The sequence below is a fragment of the Streptomyces sp. NPDC006197 genome, assembly GCF_040613865.1.
GTDB lineage: Bacteria > Actinomycetota > Actinomycetes > Streptomycetales > Streptomycetaceae > Streptomyces.
Map to the genome: position 1 here is coordinate 1 of NZ_JBEXSZ010000041.1, position 17,614 is coordinate 17,614.

A 17,614-nucleotide genomic window follows, 5' to 3' on the forward strand; every position below is an offset into this window, starting at 1 on the left:
GGCGCATCTTCCGCAAAGCCCGCTGCAGCCCCAACCGCATGACGGCCATCGCCGCCGCCGTCCTCACTCTGGAGCGTCAACGCTGAAAGTCCTCACTGGTCGACCTCGACGGATTCACCGCTCCCACTCCGTAACCGGATCATGAGAAGTGCCCCGGCCGTTCTTCGGTTCCGGGGGCACTTCCGTTCACGGCCTCGGGGTCACGACCAGACAAGTCGCCCTTCGACAACCGAACCCACCGGATAGTTCCCCGCGCCGATCCTCGTCAGCATCTCCGCCACGGAGTCGAAGTAGTCAGCCAGTGACGCGTACTCGCCGGTGATCGTGGGCTCACCCACGAACCATCTGCCGATACGTCCGTCCCTCGCGTCGATGAACTGTCCCATCCAGCCGTCCCGGTCCGACTGGAACGGGATCCACTCTTCGCGCCATTCGTCCCCACCGGACAAGGGGTGATACGCGTAGAGCCTCTCCATCGCCCCGATGCCCAGAAAGAAGACCCCCTCGTCCGGGAACCCGGCGTAACCGCAGCAGGCGACGTCGTCGTCCACGTCTTCCTCGGGAAGATCCAGATTGTTCAGAAGCAGCCACGCCCGCAGGTCTTGGGGAAGGGAGACCCCCATCCGCTCCTCGGCGGCCGCGATCATCTGTTCCGTGGCCGGACCGGGCAGATCCGCGTGATCGGCCGGAGCATACTCCCGGAGGAGATTCATTACGCGGGCCCAGCTCTCCACCACACTCATTCCCCGCTGCCTCTCTGCACGGATTCGCTACCCCACTCAACGGGCTCACCTACTGTAGTTCGAACACCTCCCTCAACGGCGCGGGAGCCCTGTACGTTGCGGTCCTCATCCTGACTCGGCCTGGATCACTCGATCAGTGGCCACTCTGAAAGAGCTCACTCAGAATCCCTACGGGACGACCCCAGGGAGCTGGGCCCGGCTCATGCTGTGGGATCGAGGAGCCGATATGTGACCCGCTTAACGACACGTGCTGGGGCACTCACATCGACCGCCGCTGCACCAAACCGGCCCGCCCTGCCCAGCGGACAGGCTCCTGGTGCTGCTCCGTATTCACCCGACCCTTCGGACTCTGATGATTGCGGCGCGACTGGTCGGGGGAGGGTCGTGTCAGCGTTTGACACGGTTGCGGATGGCCAGGAGAGCCAGCCCCAGAAGGATGGGCTCGGAAACGCGGGAAGCCATCTCAATGTAGGTGCCGGCGGTTGTCAGATCCTGGCCGGAGGAGCGGAACAACACGGAGTTAAGCGTAACGTTTAGGGCCTTCTCGAAGCGCTCTCTGGTGAACCTTTTCTCTGTGGGGTTCTGTGGATCAGCCTTGTCGATCTCAAGAGAGATTTTGCCCCCCTCGCGTGGCATGGTGCCGATCGCTTCCAGTTTCGGGGGGTCTTTCGGTAGTCCGAAGCCCATGAGCAGCACGATGGTGACGAGCATGGCTGCAGCGAGCCAGCCCAGTGCTCGTGATGCGCGCAAGCCGTAACCGGACAGTAGCCAGTAGCCCCACAGCAGCTTGCGCTCGCCCGGCGCGGTGCCAACGCGGTCGTGGCGGCGCATCTCCATCTCGCCGTAGTAAAAATCGGCAGCTCCAGGCTCATTTTTGGCGTCCTCGAACGCTTTGCGCAGCTGTCGGTAGAGCGCGGCCATGGCTTCCGGGCCGGGCGTGAGGTTGGAGTCGGGGTGGTGCGGACCGGTACGCCAGGTTCGAAGAGAGGGAGGCTGGCCCGTGAGCGGGGTGGGCTGACGCGCTTTGTGCGCACGCCAGTGGTGTTCCTCGGCCACGGTGCGGCGCCTGGACCATCGCAACGGTAGTAGTCCGCGTCGGTGCCAGCCGATCGGCGGGCCGGCGAAAGCGGTGCGACCCCCCATGTGAAGCTGGTCCAGATGCACCGCGCCAGCGAATCGGCATTCGGACAGGTCCATGTCCGTCAGGGTCAGATGCGCTGCGTCCACGCCGCTAAGGTCGGCCACCTTCACACCTGTGTCCTGGCCGGCCAGCACCTCTTCGGACAGCATGTCCGCCTCGAGGCCGGTGAATTGGGCCGGTTCAGCCGCCACAGTGACCGGGTACTCCATCACTGCCCCTGCCAGGTCCACCTGGGCGTAGCGCAGCCGCAGGGTGGCCGCGGATGCCCAACGTGTCCGCCGGAGTGAAAGTTGTCGCGTGGCGATCGCCATCGTTATCGGGGCTTCGAACACTGCGAGATCCAGTCTCATCTCACTGCCGCATGCCAGGGGGCCAAGCCATGGGGCAGACTCGAACCGAGCCCCGCTGAACACAGCGTTGCTGGCGAAGATTGTCCCGGGGAATTGGACGAGGCTACTGAAGGTCGCCATGCGGAACCAGGCGTCACCGGTGAAGTTCGCGCCTCCAAACGAAGCAACGCTGTTGAAGGTCACCCAATCGAATTCGGCCTCGCCGGTGAAGGTCGCCCGGACGAACCCCGCAGTACCAGTGAAGGTCGCCGTGCGGAAGGAGACGCTGCCGAAGATTGCCTCCTCGAACCAGGCGGCGTCGGTGAAGATTGCGCCGTCGAACCGGGCCTGACCGAGGCGGGGGCGCCCTGCGGCAGGGTCATGGAGGGCGACGAGCAATTGAGCCAGCAGATCTTCGCTGAATGGCGTGCCGCGGTGGTCGATGTCAGCGCCGGGGCCCAGGCGGGCCAGGTAGTCGGTGCGATCGTTAGCGGTCAGGTGGGCGAGGCATGCGGTGTGACCAGGGACGCGGATCCCGCGGCAGCCCATTGGGTCTTCCGTAGTTGTGCCATGGCCACAGCAAGGCCACGCCGATGGCAGGCTGGATGGTTGTCCGGCAGTTGCAGAGGTCATGCCTCAAGGACGATTGACGTGTCTGGACAGTTCTCGCGCTCCGATCCGGGCCGAATCGGCTGCCTCGAGGCGCGGCTCGTCGGTAGAGGCCCTTCGACGGAACCCCGCTGTAGCCGGTCCGAAGAAAGCCCGGCATCCGCGGTATGACGTCGCGGCCTGCTGACGCCGCGCCCTGGCCGCACACCTGTGGTGCCAGGCAACCGACCGACCGGATCTCACCGGCTTCGGCCGGCAGTTAGCCTACGGCCCCGCCTCCCAGTCCGCTGCCCCCTGGCCCAAGCCCTTCCCGACACAGCGTCGTACTCCGCCCTCTGGGCCACTCTCCGACAAGACTGCCGCCGTACCATGAGCCTGGAGCCATGAAGTCACCCAGCAAGCGCTGACCATGCCACCGTGCAGACCGGCTGCAAGTCCCTGCCCAGGCCCTGGAGCCGTTGGCCGGCATCTGGCAGGTTCTCCACTTACGGTCTGCGGGGCTGTCGACGATCCATTACGCTGAATATGCGGTTGCATCGGCCAAGTTATCGGTGCTGAGGCGCTGGTCAGGGACCGGCGGGGGGATGGAGCGACTCGTGGCGTTCGCACGCAAAACTGCTGACTCGAGTCTGCCTGACGACCCCCTGCATCTCTACCGGATGCTTGCCGTCACCAACAGCGGCCCTGCCGCCGTATGGGGGCACCAGCAGGACGTGCTACGGGCCTGGCACCAGAAGAAGTCCGCAGCCGCGGATGTGGCCATCGACCTTCCCACCGGTGCGGGCAAGACCCTGGTCGGCGGCCTGATCGCCGAGTTCCACCGCCGCACCGCCCGTGAACGCGTCGCCTATCTCTGCCCCACCAAGCAGCTCGCACAGCAGACCGCGGCCGCGTTCGACGAGTACGGCATCCCCAACGCCCTGCTGATCGACCGGGTCTCTTCCTGGAACCCCGCCGACCGTGCCCGCTTCGAAGCAGCTGACGCAGTCGCCGTCAGTGTCTACAGCCATGTCTTCAACTCCAACCCGGCACTCAAGAACACCAACCTGCTGGTCCTGGACGACGCACACGCAGCCGAGGGATACGTCGCCAAGCCATGGCGCCTAACCATCAGCCGACAGGACGAGAGCGCATATCTGGACGTCCTGTCCGCCCTCGAACCGTCCCTTGACCCCCTGGTCCTGCCGCGGCTGAGGAAGACCGACACCGACAACACATTCCGGTCCTATGTCTACCTGGCCTCCCCGATCGGAGTGGCCGCTCACGCGCTGCAGCTCGAGCACGCGGTCGGCTCCGCCATCGACGGTGGCAAGCTCGAAGGCAAGCGGGCAGACGAGGCCCGGCACGTCTGGAAGCTCCTTCAAGGGCGCCTGGACCGCTGCCTGTTCTACGTCGCCTACGGCCAGATCGTCATCCGTCCGTTCATCCCGCCGACCTGGCAGCACGCCGCGTTCAGCGAACCCGAACGCCGGATCTACATGAGCGCCACCCTCGGGGACGGAGGCGAGCTCGAGCGGACCTTCGGGCGCAAGAAGATCGAACGCATCCCGGTCCCCGAAGGCTGGGAGAATCAAGGGACCGGCCGCCGCTTCTTCGTCTTCCCTGAACTGGCCTCCGACCTCGCGGCCGACCCCACCGGGCTGCCCGCATTCGTCTCCAGCACGATCAGCGAAGCCGGGCGCGCCATCGTGCTCACCCCTGACACCCGCACCCACGACTCCTTCATCAAGTCGATGCTTCCCAGCGCGTACTCCGTCCTCAAGGCCAGCGACGTCGAAGACGACCTGTCGACGTTCACAACCCGGCAGAATACGGCGCTCGTGCTGACCAACCGGTACGACGGAATCGACCTGCCCGGGAAAGACTGCCGCCTCGTCATCCTCGCAGGCCTACCCGCCCGCGGTGACCTGCAGGAGCGGTTCCTCCACGAGTCCCTCGGCGCCGTCGAGGTACTCCAGGAACGCATCCGAGCCCGCATCCTGCAAGGATCGGGACGAGCGACACGCAACCCCCAGGACTACGCAGCCGTCATGATCCTGGGACAGTCGCTGACCGCCTACCTGTCAGGCCGGGACATCCAGGCCGCGATGCACCCCGAGGTACACGCGGAAATCGAGTTCGGCTGGGACAACAGCCGGCAGTACGACTCGGCCAACATGACCGACAACCTCCGCGTCTTCCTCAAGCACGACGAGGTGTGGGCCGAGGTCGACTCAGACATCGTCCGCGAACGAGACAAGTACACCCGCGTCGTGGCCCCCAGCAGCCAGGAGCTGCAGGCATCCGTCAGACACGAAGTCGACGCCTGGCAGTCGATCTGGAACAACCAGTGGCACTGGGCCCTCACCGCCGTCCGGAAAGTACTCGACCAGCTCCAGGGCGAGCGCACACCCCGACGCTACGCCGCCTTCTGGAGCTACCTCGGCTTCGGCATCGCCCACCGCCTTGCCCAGCAGAGCGCCGACCCCTCCTACCTCGCCACGAGCGCCGAGTACTTCCGTCAAGCCCAGCGGATGAGCACCGGTACGTCGTGGCTGTCCCACCTCGCCTCGCCCAGCGACAAGGCCAGCGCCCCCAGCGCGCCGCAACTCGACGAACTGGACGAGGCCGCGATGCACGGCATCATCACACAGCACAAAAAGATCGGTGCCGCTCTCGAAGAACACGCAGCTCAAACACGAACGGGACTTGCCGGCACTGAATACCGGGCCTATGAGGCGGCTCTCGTCCTGCTCGGCCAGCTCGCCGGCGCCTCGCAGAGCTACGGAAACGACGACGACGAGTCCCCAGCAGCTCCGGACGCCGTCTGGATCTTCAGCGACTCCCGCTGGATCACCTGGGAAGCCAAGAGCGAGGCTGAGCCCAAGGGCATGGTCGGTCCCGCCGATGTGCGGCAGGCCGGATCCCACCTGAGAACGACCGAGACCGAACGAGGGAGATCGGCACCGAGCGACTCATTCTGCGTCCTCATGTCACCCAAGCCTGCAGTCATGCCCCAGGCACGTGCTCTGGCCGAGGAACACCTCTACATGGTCGGCCCTCATCCGGTACTTGAGATCTTCGACCGGCTGCTGCGCGCATGGCGGACGGCACACGGCCGCTCGATCCCCTCGCTCGCACCAGCTGAGCTGGCCGAGATTTTCCGGACAGAGCAGGCGCTTCCCTCACAGTGGACGCCACTGCTTCGCACGACACCCGTCAGACCGCGCTAGACAGCAACCACACCACGCATCAGGCTCGGAAATGCCGTCCTGGGAACGGCACGGCCATAGACCCTGAAGAGCTCCGCGGTGAGCACGGAGGCGACGATGAGACCGGCCGCCCAGACGGCCGATCGGCCACGAGAGGTCCAGGTCATGACCGGACCTCTCGCCGACGTCGCGGGCGGACGAGGGCTTGCCGCTGCAGACAGCAACACCGCACCCCGGGCCGCCTTTCCCATATGTTGGCCGGCGTGCAACGGCAGAGCGAGGCGGGATTACCGGCAGGCCCCTGAACGAGGCCGAGCACCGAGCATGACGCTCACGTGGAACGGGGAGAAGCAGGCGCTCCAGACACTTTCGCGGGCCGCACGACCCCACACCCGGACGTACTTCAGGCCCAGTTTCCGAGCGACGGCCACCATGTACCCCTCGGGGTTCCGCGCTGCATCCAGCTGCCGGGCAGCACAAATCGCCAGTGCCTCATCGGCGATGTCATACCGGGCCGCCTCGCTCAGCGGCAGGCCACACAAACTTCCCGCCACCCGCTCCCGCGTCCTTGCATGATGCGCAGCGTCCACGAACGTGAAGACTTCCCCGCTGCCGGCATACCGCCCGCTCACCACAGCCGGTACGCCGCCCGCCCGACAGCGGCGTCCCCTGGCAAAGCACTCCGCCACATCGTGATCTGCAGGCCACCTGCAGTACGGCACCGCACCACAACCCCAGCGGGCAGAACCCCCAGCAGGCCGGTCACCACCACCAGATCCGAATCCGAACCCGCAGGAGGCGAAGCAGAAGCCTCGGCAGGCCCCTCCTGCTTCCTGCGACGCCGACAGCACCGCACCGCGTGCATGCTCAGCGCATGCAGAGCCGGGACCATGCCTGCAAAGGCCAGCAAGTACTCGGAAACCTCAGACGCCACGTCCGTCGCCTTCTCATCCGCACCAGAAGGGCGGGAAGTCAGCCCTTCACGACAAGTAGCGTCTTCCGTACGTCTGTCTTAACAGAACCGGTACACACCATCGCCAAGATCATTCAGATGGACGAACAGCTCAGCAGCCTCCTTCGACCGCGGCGATGTCCCCGCACGGTCACCGGCCGATTCTGGCCTCGCCGTCCTCCGACACGGACGACCATGGACCCGCCGGCACAAGCCCGCGCGCCCCGTCGCCGAGAACGCCATCGGCCGGGGCAGCGTGTGCCGCCGGCACAGCCACGCTCTTTCCTCCCGCCCCCGCCGCCTGTCCCGGCGGCCGATAAACCGACTGCGTCCCGACGCGCGCACGAAGTCCGCACCGCCAGACACTCGCGCCTGCGTGATGCATCACCCACGTTCGCCCGGCATCTGGCACTGCCCGGCGCCGACCCTTGTTCTGCCGCCCGGCCCCGCCGTATCTGCGTATCCATGACCACGCCGGTCAGCCCGGCTCACCCGCTGACCGGGCAGCTCCACCGTGACCGGCATATCCGTCGTGCACGTCAACCTGCGCGTCACTGCAGGCGTCGACCTGTCGCACGTTCCGGGAATTCTCCCCTCGGATGTGGCCGCGCGGTGTCATCGGGCCACTACCGTGAGCACTACGGAGGATAAGTCGACTGGTCGTTGTCCCCTCTTTGCTCGTGCCCCACGCCCTTCGGCGTGGGGCACAGCTGCTGATCGGGTTCGGCGCCAGCCCCGTTTTCCGGCAGATCTGCGCACTACGTGGCACGCCGCTCGAGATAGATGGAAGTGAACACGGCGACTTTGGCGCGTAGGGCCCAGGGATCGAAGGGCTTGCTGATGTAGTCGACCGCGCCGGCCGAGTAGCCGCGGGCGGAGTGTTCGGAGTCCACGCCCATGGCGGTGAGGAAGATGATGGGCACGTCCCGCGTCCTGGGGCGGCGTTTGATGTGGGAGCAGGTCTCGTAGCCATCCATCTCCGGCATCTGCACGTCCATGATGATGACGGCGAAGTCGTCGTGGTCGAGCAGCGCCTTGAGGGCTTCCCGGCCGGAGGAGACCGTGACCAGCTCCTGGTCGAGGCTCGCCAGGACCGCGGTCATCGCGAACAGGTTGTCCGGCTGATCGTCGACGATAAGGATTTTCGGCATGGTATGCGGCACTGCCGGCAGCACGGCTGCAGATGTCTGCTCGACGGCGTCCAGCTGCCGCTCCAGCAGATCGCAGCGGCCCTCGGCCGCATCCCGCTGCGCCTGCGCCTCCATGAGGGCCACCCCGAGCCGGTCCACCTCCTGCTGGAGCTCGTTGCGTTCCTGGATGAGGCCAAAGACGTCCGGGTGCGCGGCCGCGAGCTCGTCCGCGCGTTTGCGCTCTGCAATCCGGTCGGCCTCCAGCTGGTTGAGCCGCGTCTCCAGGTCGGCGATCCGCTGCGTCCGGTCCAGCAGCGCGTCCCCCAGCACATCGCCCCGGACGCTGGAACGCCGGGAGACACGATCGGCATCGGCCAGCTGCTGCTCCAGGATCTCCACCGCGTGCTTGGGGGAGGAGACCGCATCCACCGCCGCTCCGTACAAGCCCCGTAGGAACTCGATGGCCTCGGTGGTGACCGCGGTACCGCGGAGCTCCGCGACATCCGCGAGCAGGTCGCTGATCACCTGCCACGGAGGTAACCGGGTGCCGTTCAGATACCGCGAGACGGCACCCGGATCGAGCCGGCGCCGTGCCGCGTACCGGCGCACGGATACGTGCAGACCCTCGAACAGCTCACGCAGGGCCTCGGCCAGGGCCCGCGACGGATTGCTGAGGCCATCTCCCAACGGCCTCAGCTCACCCACGGCGCACCTCTCCACCCGCGCTGGCGCCAGGCTCGGCCGACTGCCGGTCAGGCCGTTCCTCGGCGGAGATGAGGCGGTTAAAGAACGGCACTGCGAGCCCTGCGGCGGCCAAGCCCGCCAGCGCGCTATGTGCAGTGCCTTCTCCGGCGAGAGCTGTCAGCGCTCCGGCCGCCAGGCCGGCGAGGGCGGCGAGCAGAAACACCAGAGTCGATCTCAGCGACAGCAGAGGACGGTCCACCGTACGCTCTCCAATCCTTCAACCCGGCTAAGGAAACCGAGAGTTGTCACCCGTCCGGCCGATTGCCCGGCGGGGTGACCAGAATGGACGAACCCTCGCGTGTTGCAGAACGTGATTGGCATGCCCGGCTTGTTGCGCGAGTGCTTCTCAGTCTTCACGACGCTGTTTCGGCCGGTCAGGACGTTGACGCTGTGACTGCTTTTCAGGTGTTGCGGTGCAACGCTGCCGAGCGATGCAACGGCACGTTCAAGTTCCAGCTGCCCTCGACGGAGGAGCCGGCGCCGTATCGCGTCCCGGGAAGCGGTGGTCCGCAGCGCCGCCTCACCAACACCGCCGCGCTCCACTCTTCAAGCCGGCCTCAGGTGGCTCTTTGCAAGGGAAAGACGTCAACACTCCGCGCTGCCTGATCGTTTCGCCGGTGAAACCACCACCCGGATGACCGACTCAAAGCCGCTGTTCTCGTACGTCAAAGGTCATTTGTCCGGCAGGCTCTGCATTCGTGATCAAGAACGTGCTGCGCGTCTTCACCGCGCTCCTCCTTGCCCTCGCCCCCCTGGCCGTTCCCACTCCAGCAGGCGCTGCTGCCCCGGCCGTCCGAGCTGTGGCGGTGCTGCCACTGGCAGACGCCGTCAAGCAGCTTCCGATTGCCGACGAATCCCGCGAAGGCTACGTCCGGGGCGCCTTCAGGCACTGGAATGCTGGCCTCGACCCCATCGACGGCTGTAACACCCGGGCCGAGGTCCTCTTGGCCGAAGCCGTCGAAGCACCCGTGGTAGGGGCTGGCTGCAAGCTCTCCGGTGGCCGGTGGACGAGCTACTACGACGCGGCGGAAGTGACCGACCCGGCCAAGCTGGACATCGACCACATGGTCCCGCTGGCCGAAGCGTGGGACTCCGGTGCGAGCGCCTGGGACGCCAAGCGCCGGGAGGCATACGCTAACGACCAGGGCGCCGCTTCCTCTTTGGTCGCCGTTACCGCGCGCACGAACAGGTCGAAAGCCGACCAGGACCCCTCGACGTGGATGCCGCCGCTCCCGGATGCACACTGCCGCTACGCAGGGGAGTGGACTGCGACGAAGCTGCGCTGGGGTCTGGCTATCGACCAGGCAGAGGCGGACGCGCTGAAGGTGTACGCGGAGGCGTGCGAGAGCACCGTCGTCCATTACACCCCCGCCGCCTGACCTCTTCGAGATCATCTGGCGAAGCGGCACCACTGCCGGTCCTCGTCCCATGAGGTGAACCAGGCTTTGTCCGGCCCTGCCTCATCCCACTGGCTGGTCTTTTCCACTGGCCCGGGCACGGCCCTGCCCACGCCTGAGTCGGCCAGGGCCTACCGCATTCTGCGGATCAGCGGGTGCACTTGGTGTGCCGGACGGACATAGGCGACGTGCGTGCCAGTCAACCGACGTGCGGCACAACCGCCGCATTTGCAGGGGCGAACCGCTCGGCCGGCAGCAGCACCGCCACGGTCATCAGGTCACGCTTTAGCTCAGTTCACCGCCTTGAAAAGGCCGGCAGACGGGGGCACGGAATGCGACGCAGACGATGCTGCACCGGCTGATGCGCAGACCTCAGACCAGATCTTAGCTTCATCGGTGGACCGGAGTGAGACGGTTTCGCTGTACCCGTCGTAGGCGAGGCCGTTGTCCAGAACGGGCTCCCAGCCGCGAGACCGCCACGACTTCACTGTCGCCTGTTCCAGCGCGTGCGCATCTCGTCCGAGACGAAAGCGCATGGTGTTCCGGACGGTCCAGCCATTGCGGCGGTGCTCATACAACCGGCTGTTCCTCGGACTGTCCTCACATATGCCGATCTTCGCGGCGCCGAGGTCGAACTTCACCACCAGGTACAGCAGCGCCGGCCTGTCGGGCTTGAAACCGTGCTCGGCACACGATGCGCAGGGTCCGCTCTGAAACCGCATATTCAGGTTGGGGGCACAAGGGTGTCTCTGGGCGAGGCAGGTTCCGGGCCACTTGGTGGTGTCGTTCTCGTACGGAACATCGGGGTCGGGCTCGTAGCCCCACGCACGGGCGATGCGCCGTGCCTTCTCGTCGGGGAACCTCATCTTCCCACCGCAGTGCTCGCATCCACCCTGTCCTGAGCGGATGTTGTCCAGTCTGGGCTTGTCGACCTCGTTCCAGCAGCGCATGCACCACCCCTTGACAGCCTGCTTAACATCGTGGATGACCTCCCGGGGAAGAATGAGGCCGCGGGTGATCATGTCGGCGCGGCGTTCGTTCGCCCGCCGCCGATCCCGGCAGTGCCGGCAGGCGGAGTCGCCTCGCAGTGCCCGGACTTGGCTCAGATAGACCGGGAACGGAGTCATCCGTCCGGGACAACCCTCGAGTCGGCAACGGACATCGAAGGGTTTCGATGTCCGGCCCGGATACTGCGCCACCGGCTCGCAGCCGGCAAGGGCAAGTTCGGTGGTCGCCCCGGCATGATCGGTCACAGGTCGTTTGGCCATCGGCTCATCATGCCGACCGGCACTGACAATGCCGGCACCGACGGCAGTGCTGCACTCTGGTCCTGATCGCCCTGCGAGACGCCAGCCGTTCGGACCTCAACCCTTGATCCTTAAGATTCGCCGTGTGCCCGCCTGGCCGGTCCTTTCGACGACCACCAAGCCGTCACTGCCGGACGTTACGCCTATCTGCGGACCGCCCCAGACCGTCACTGCGCTCGGCAGCACGTACACCGGCATGCACAAAGAGATCGCTCGCCGCATCCCTGCCCGTGGTTGATCCCTGCAACCGCCGGCGCGCCCGCAGCCGAGCGATCCGGCCAAGAAACCAGCCGCACAGAAAGAAGCCCGAGTCTGCCACGGCGCCCCGCACCCTGAATGGTGCGGGGCGCCGGAACTGTTCTGGCCGGGCAGACCTGCCTGCCCCCCCCAAGGACAGGTCAGTCCTCAGCGAGCGGTGCGTGATCGAAGAACCGGTTGGCGGCGTCGATGCGGATCTCCCTGACTCCGGGATAGGCGCGGGGAAGGGGATCGTTGGTGGCCGCGATGACCTGGCAGCCGTACCCGTCCGTGGCGGGGGCGGCGGCGACGGAGATCAGCGTGTCGATCAGACGCAGACTCGTCTCGTGGTCCAGACCCGTGGAGCCGAGACCGGAGAGCGGCGAGTCGATGATCAACAGCGGTGGCACACGGACCTGAGCATCGGCACGCCCGAGATCACGCAGCGCCAGGAGCAGAGCGATGTTGGTCACGGCCTTCGGATTGCCGCCGACGGAGCTGTCATCGAACGACTTGTCCGCCTCGTCGCGCTCCTTGACCCGGGTGGTGAAGTCGGCCGGGTCGATGAACGCGCTCTCCACGGCCGGGTTGATCTGCCGCAGACGCTGAAGGAAGAACTCCGACCACCGTGCGGTGACCTCCTTGCGCCGTACCTCATCCGCGGCCTTCGCCGCGTCCCTGGCGGCCTGCGCGGCCGTCATCCGCTTCTTGGCCTCCGCGATGACCTGCGCTTGCGCCTTGATGTAGTCGGCGTTGTCGATCTGCTTCTTCAGCTGCGCGACATCCCGGCTCAGACCGAAGGCTTCCTTCTCCGCCTGCTGCGCCGCCTGGCGGGCGGGGGCGAGATGGTCCCGCTCGTAGGCGTCGCGCAGTGCGAGCGCCTGCGCGGCGGCCTCCTCGGCCACCACCGCTGCCTGCCCCGCCGCAGCCGCGGCCTCCTGCAGACCACCCAGGTCCAGCCGCAGCCGGTCCGCCTTCGCCCGTGCCGCCGCGACCGCCTTCTCCCGCCGGTCCTCGGCGCCGTGCAGCACCTGCCCGCACAGCCGGCACTGCCCCGGCTCCCGCTCAGGAAGCTCCTGACCACACCCTGCACACTCCAACGGCGGTGTCGAGAGAAGCCCGGACAGCACGCCCTCGGCGCGAGCGAGATCCGCTGTAGTCCTGTTCAGCCTGGCCCGCGCGTCCTCGGCCTGCCTCGCGGTCTTCCGCCGCTGCTGCTCCGCCGCCTTGTGCAGGGCCACCAGCCGGCCGTGCTCACCCACGGCGCTCGACAGCGACGCGGCGGCGGTCTGCGCACGCTCCGCCGCCGCCTTGTGCTCCAGCTGCCGCCGTTCATGCTCCCGGAGGGTTTCCACCGGGTCGGTCAGGGCCCCTGAGTCACGCAGCCGCTTGAACTGCGCCAGAGCCGTCCGCGCCGCCCGGTGCTGAGACTCGGCCTCCGAGGCATTCTTCTCCAGGTCCGCGAGAGCTTCGTTCCACAGGCCCAGAATCACCTCCAGTGCCAGAATCCGTGACTTGTCGTGAACGCCTCCGAGGAACTCGGAGGCGATCGTGGTCTGGCGCAGCGCCATGACCGTGCCGTAGAGGGTGTCCAGCGTGAGCCGGGAGGCGCCACGCGAGGCGGCCGGCAGGCCCAGGAGGTCCTGCACGAACGCGCCGGCGGTCATCTCCCCGGACCTGGAAGTGACCGGCAGCGGACGGCCGATGTCCTTCTCGTCGTCCAGGTTCTTGATCAGCACCCGGGCCTGCGGCTCCGCGCCCTTGCGGGTGGCCTGCCAGCGGGTGCCGGCCACGCGGAACGTCAGGCGGATCTCCTGACAGCCGCGGACCTCCGGCATGATCCTCGCGGTCGTCAGCCCCAGCGGATACAGCAGCGCCTCGATGGCCGTGGACTTGCCCGAGTTCGAGTGCCCCACCAGGAAGGTGACCAAACCCTTGAAAAAGCGGGTGCGCCATACCCCGTCCCTCAAGAACTCAAGCTGCTCGACCACAAACGACGGTCCCACCGGACCTCCCTCGCACCAGACATTGATACCTCCCCAGGAACGATCAACCGCCGGATGGGTGACGCCTGGAACAAGCCTTCTGCGTCCAGCCGGCGAGGGCTTCGCGCGCGGCACCGGCAGGCGCCATCTGCCTGGTTCTCGCAGGTATGGGCTCTGCCGGAGTGATCGCCACACGGTTGGCGCCGAGATCGCGTCGCTGGGGGAGGGCGATGCATCGGGGGTGTCGTCCTGGGCCGCCGCCGAGGACGACATCCCCGATGCCCCGCTACAGTCCGGAGCCGAGGGCGCTGTCCACGAACAGCCGCACCAGACGCCCTACCTCTTCCGCCGGGACGAGGACGGACCGCTCCAGGGTCTGCGAATGCAGGTAGCAGTAGAAGTGGGCGAGGACCGAGCCGTCGTCCTGGACGTGGAACCACCGCCAGGACCGCTCGTGCTCGCATGCTCCGAGCGGTTCGAACGAGGACAGGTGGCGAACGATGTCACCGTGGTGCTGAGGAGGCAGAGTCCTGCCGGTACGGCATCCCGTGCACTGCAGAAGGTGCTCGACCGCACCGGGACGGTCGATGAACCCCGAATTGCCCTCGGCGTTGTTGCACTTCACGCACAGCGGGCCTCGAAACAGCTCGTGAACATGGCAATGGTCCCAGTACAGAGCACGCCGAGGCTCGGGACACGTCTGGCACAAGAACGCAGCAGCAGGAGATCGTCTGGCGAACGCTTTCGTGTACCGGCGGCCCTGCAGATGCCCCTGGTACGGCCGTGACGCCTGTGCGGCGCACGGGGGACACAGGACGACGTACCCCGCGGCGCTCGAGGACCGCCACTGCTCGCAGCCGGCCGCTGTTCCACATCCGCTGCACACCTCGTCCTGTTTCACGAGGCTGGCCTTGGCCTCATCGGCCCGGTCCAGCAGCGCGGCGTAGGCACGGGGAATCAGCCACGCCGTCCCCGACCAGACCATCAGCAACAGCGGCTTGGTGCTCGCGATGGTCCGCCGAGTGAAGGTGTCCGGCAGTTGCTGTCCGGTGAACCCCTGCGGCAGCACCTCTGTACCCGGTTCCTGCGCGGGGCGGGCCTCGTAGAGGCCCTGGGAGATCCACTGGTCGACGAGAGAACGCCAGGTGCGCGGCTCGCCGGAGTCCAGACGGGCATCGACCAAGTCGCCGGGATCGATACGGAGCCCCGCCAGACGCCTGCCGGCCTTCTGGACGTCCAGGTCGACAAACCGCCACTGCTGAGCGTGCTTGTAGCCGCGTACGGGCACATCGCCGATGAGTACGTGATCGGCATCGGTGAAGGTGTAGCGGTTCACATGGTCCAGATGAGCGGGAACCGCTGTGTGATGGGTGAGGTCGACCAGCCTCTGATGCGCTGCCTGGGGTGAGACCCACATGATGCATAGCTCCTTGAGATCGTGGAGAGGAGAGCAAAGAAGCCGCCGGGGCACATACGGTGAGGGCCGGCTTGGCCGGGGAGGGCCGCTGGGCCGCCCCATGGGCCGAGGCAGCCTTCAGGGGCGAGGGGTGGCTGACTGCGGCGACGTCAGCCGGGCGAGAGGGGCCGCAAAGGCACCGGTTCCCAGCCGCCGGTCAGCGACGCGGACCGGGCGTCGTCGATGACGGAGCGGACTCGGGCGTCGGTGAGGAAACTGAGGCGGTCGCCGTACTCAACGGGACGATCCAGGCCGGTCGGCACGTACCACAGTTCCCCACCCAGGGGGACGTTGGGGTGGGTGAGGCGTCGGAGCCACCAGAGCAGCGGGTCGTACTCGCCTTTGTCGAGGCGACGGGTGCGGGTACGGGCCGTCAGCCAGTCGGCGAGCCACGGCCGCCCGACGCGGTGACCGACATCCCCCAGAGCCTGTGCCTGCGCGGCACCCGGCCCATGTCGTGACGCCGTCTCACGCAGCCTTTGCTGCCAGACGTGGCTGCTGAGCAGACCCGCAACCTTGATCGTTTCCGGGTAGGCGATCAGCGCGTGGGCCGCGGCACCAGCCGTGGAGCAGCCGGCCAGCGAGGCCAGAGCGGACGTCCGCTGCGACCAGAGCCTGTCTCCCTGCCACCGCTGCGCCTGCCACGACCACACCACGGCTGAGGCCAGGAAGACAGCTCCGGCCGCCCCCGGGAGGCGTGACAGGGCGACGTGGTCGCGGTGAGCGGCCAGCACCTCGGGAAGCGTTCCCAGAGGAACCGATACCGCTCTGCGTTCGTCGGCGAGCAGCCAGCGCCGGTGACGCCGGCAGATGTGCCCGACCTCGCCCGGATACACCAGGACAGGCCGCCGGGGTGACCAGGCGCGGCCGGTGCACGGCGGACAGGCGGTGACCCATGCGCGAGCGGGGCAGTACCAGGCGGCCTGCGGCCCGTTGTCGTCACTGAGCCGCGGGTGCGTGGGCCCCAGTCCCGGAAGCAGCTCATGCAGCCGAGGCAGCGGGATATTTGTGAAACCGGCCAGAAAAGCCCGGGCGGGGGCGTTGAGATACGCCTCCAGGGCGGTGTTAGGAGTTCCGGTGACCCGGACGGTCTGCGAGCCGCTGAGGACACCCCGTACAAGGTCCTGCGTCGGCAGACCGTAGGCGAGGGCTACACGCCGCAGCCATGATCCGGTCAGCTCCCGAGCCACAGGCGGTACGTGCACGAGAGCATGACCAAAAACAGAGGGGTTCACAGATACCGTCCTTGACAGCAGCGATGAAGCGAGCAGGAGAGAGAAGACGACGCGCAGGGTCGGACCACCTGCCGGGCCGAGACGGCCAGGAGCAGGGCGATCGGAGTTTCCTTCCAGTGCTCCCTCGCGGTCACAGGCGGGACTGCAAGGGAGCACCGGAAGGTCAGGAAGATGCTCTGGGAAGCCGGCGGGCCCGCGCAGCGTTCATGGCCTGGTTGTCGAGGAGAACCTCGGACAGCAGCTGTCGCGTGATGGCGAGGGATCCGTCCAGGACGGAACAGATCGCCGCTTCCCTCACCAGGGCGAAGAGGCTGGCCAACACGCCGCCGGTACGCAGATGGATGAGATCGGCGTTGCGCACCAGGGTTCCGCGCCGGTGGTTGCGCAATCGCAAGGCCAGTTCCATGTCGCCCAGCAGCTTGCGCCACGCCGCTTTCTGATCACTGGTGCCGTTGAGCAGCGGAGCAGTGCGCAGCACCTTGAAGCGGGCAGCGATCTGCGCGCCGCGAGGACCGGTGAGCAGCGCGGATGTCTCCACATTCACGCCGGCCAGGACGAACGTTGCCGGCACCCGCTCGGCCAGTGCCTTGACCTGGTCGGAGCTGTCGGCGCCGGGGCGGGTCCTGGTGTTCAGCAGGTGCACATCGTCGATGAACACCAGCCGGGTGCGCCGCTGGACCATGACCTGACAGACGGCATCGGTGATCGTTGTTTCCGTCATCCGGTCATGCACGGGAATGCCCAGGAACCGGGTGAACTCTTTGACCAGCCCCTTCGGCGTACAGCTGGGCGGGATCGCAGCGAAGACGACCGGCAGATAATCCGGGCTCCCGGGCCTCTTGGCCATCTCGCTGCGTTCGAAGGAACGGCCCAGCTCAAGCAGGTTCGTGGACTTTCCCGCCCCTGGGGGTCCCGACAAGATCAGCCCGCGCCGGGCGGTGCCTCGATGCCGGTTGTTGACCAGAAGGGTCAGCTGCAGCTGTCGCCTGGCCTCCTCCTGGCTTGCTGTTTTCAGCGTCACGAACTCCGAGTGGTAGTCCAACAGCGTCGTGGTGTTCCAGAACGTGTCGGCCACGGGCGGTGCCGGAACCCGGAGGTGCGCAGCGTACGCACGCCACAACATGAAATTGCCCATCGGGCTAGGCGAAGCGACGTCCT

General features: G+C 66.9%; 10 protein-coding genes and 1 pseudogene. 3 read left to right on the forward strand and 8 right to left on the reverse strand.

Annotation, left to right across the window (positions count from 1 at the left end; all coding sequences use genetic code 11):
- A pseudogene (locus ABZ318_RS15480) lies at window positions 1-86 on the forward strand (IS5/IS1182 family transposase); the annotation flags it as partial.
- Between the two features lie 114 nt (window positions 87-200).
- Here the strand turns inward: ABZ318_RS15480 and ABZ318_RS15485 are convergent.
- Together ABZ318_RS15485 and ABZ318_RS15490 are read right to left on the reverse strand one after the other, a co-directional pair.
- A complete protein-coding gene (locus tag ABZ318_RS15485; RefSeq protein ID WP_356902971.1) occupies window positions 201-743 on the reverse strand; it encodes an SMI1/KNR4 family protein in 543 nt (180 codons plus the stop codon).
- Window positions 744-1,130: 387 nt separating this feature from the next.
- A complete protein-coding gene (locus ABZ318_RS15490; protein WP_356902972.1) occupies window positions 1,131-2,762 on the reverse strand; it encodes a pentapeptide repeat-containing protein in 1,632 nt (543 codons plus the stop codon).
- Between the two features lie 656 nt (window positions 2,763-3,418).
- Here ABZ318_RS15490 and ABZ318_RS15495 point away from each other — a divergent pair.
- The gene (locus tag ABZ318_RS15495; RefSeq protein ID WP_356902973.1) at window positions 3,419-6,034 is read left to right on the forward strand and encodes a DEAD/DEAH box helicase; all 2,616 of its coding nucleotides are present in this window, start codon (window positions 3,419-3,421) and stop codon (window positions 6,032-6,034) included.
- Between the two features lie 1,689 nt (window positions 6,035-7,723).
- On the opposite strand, the gene ABZ318_RS15500 is transcribed toward ABZ318_RS15495, so the two are convergent.
- On the reverse strand, window positions 7,724-8,800 hold the full coding sequence (locus tag ABZ318_RS15500; protein ID WP_356902974.1) for a response regulator: 1,077 nt from the start codon (window positions 8,798-8,800) through the stop codon (window positions 7,724-7,726).
- A 737-nt stretch (window positions 8,801-9,537) separates the two neighbouring features.
- Between ABZ318_RS15500 and ABZ318_RS15505 the strand changes: the two genes are divergently transcribed.
- Window positions 9,538-10,218 (forward strand): HNH endonuclease family protein, encoded by a 681-nt coding sequence (locus ABZ318_RS15505; RefSeq protein WP_356902975.1) that lies wholly within the window; start codon window positions 9,538-9,540, stop codon window positions 10,216-10,218.
- A gap of 308 nt (window positions 10,219-10,526) precedes the next feature.
- On the opposite strand, the gene ABZ318_RS15510 is transcribed toward ABZ318_RS15505, so the two are convergent.
- The 5 genes from ABZ318_RS15510 to ABZ318_RS15530 form a co-directional block, all read right to left on the reverse strand.
- The gene (locus ABZ318_RS15510) at window positions 10,527-11,504 is read right to left on the reverse strand and encodes a hypothetical protein (RefSeq protein WP_356902976.1); all 978 of its coding nucleotides are present in this window, start codon (window positions 11,502-11,504) and stop codon (window positions 10,527-10,529) included.
- Window positions 11,505-11,941: 437 nt separating this feature from the next.
- Window positions 11,942-13,771, reverse strand: a complete 1,830-nt coding sequence (locus ABZ318_RS15515; RefSeq protein ID WP_356902977.1) for a hypothetical protein — start codon at window positions 13,769-13,771, stop codon at window positions 11,942-11,944.
- Window positions 13,772-14,051: 280 nt separating this feature from the next.
- Entirely contained in the window at window positions 14,052-15,182 is a 1,131-nt protein-coding gene (locus ABZ318_RS15520) for an endonuclease domain-containing protein (protein ID WP_356902978.1), read from the reverse strand.
- Between the two features lie 149 nt (window positions 15,183-15,331).
- Window positions 15,332-16,456, reverse strand: coding sequence for a TniQ family protein (locus tag ABZ318_RS15525; RefSeq protein ID WP_356902979.1), 1,125 nt, complete (start codon window positions 16,454-16,456; stop codon window positions 15,332-15,334).
- Window positions 16,457-16,619: 163 nt separating this feature from the next.
- Window positions 16,620-17,591, reverse strand: a complete 972-nt coding sequence (locus tag ABZ318_RS15530) for an ATP-binding protein (RefSeq protein WP_356902980.1) — start codon at window positions 17,589-17,591, stop codon at window positions 16,620-16,622.
- Between the last annotated feature and the right edge of the window lie 23 nt (window positions 17,592-17,614).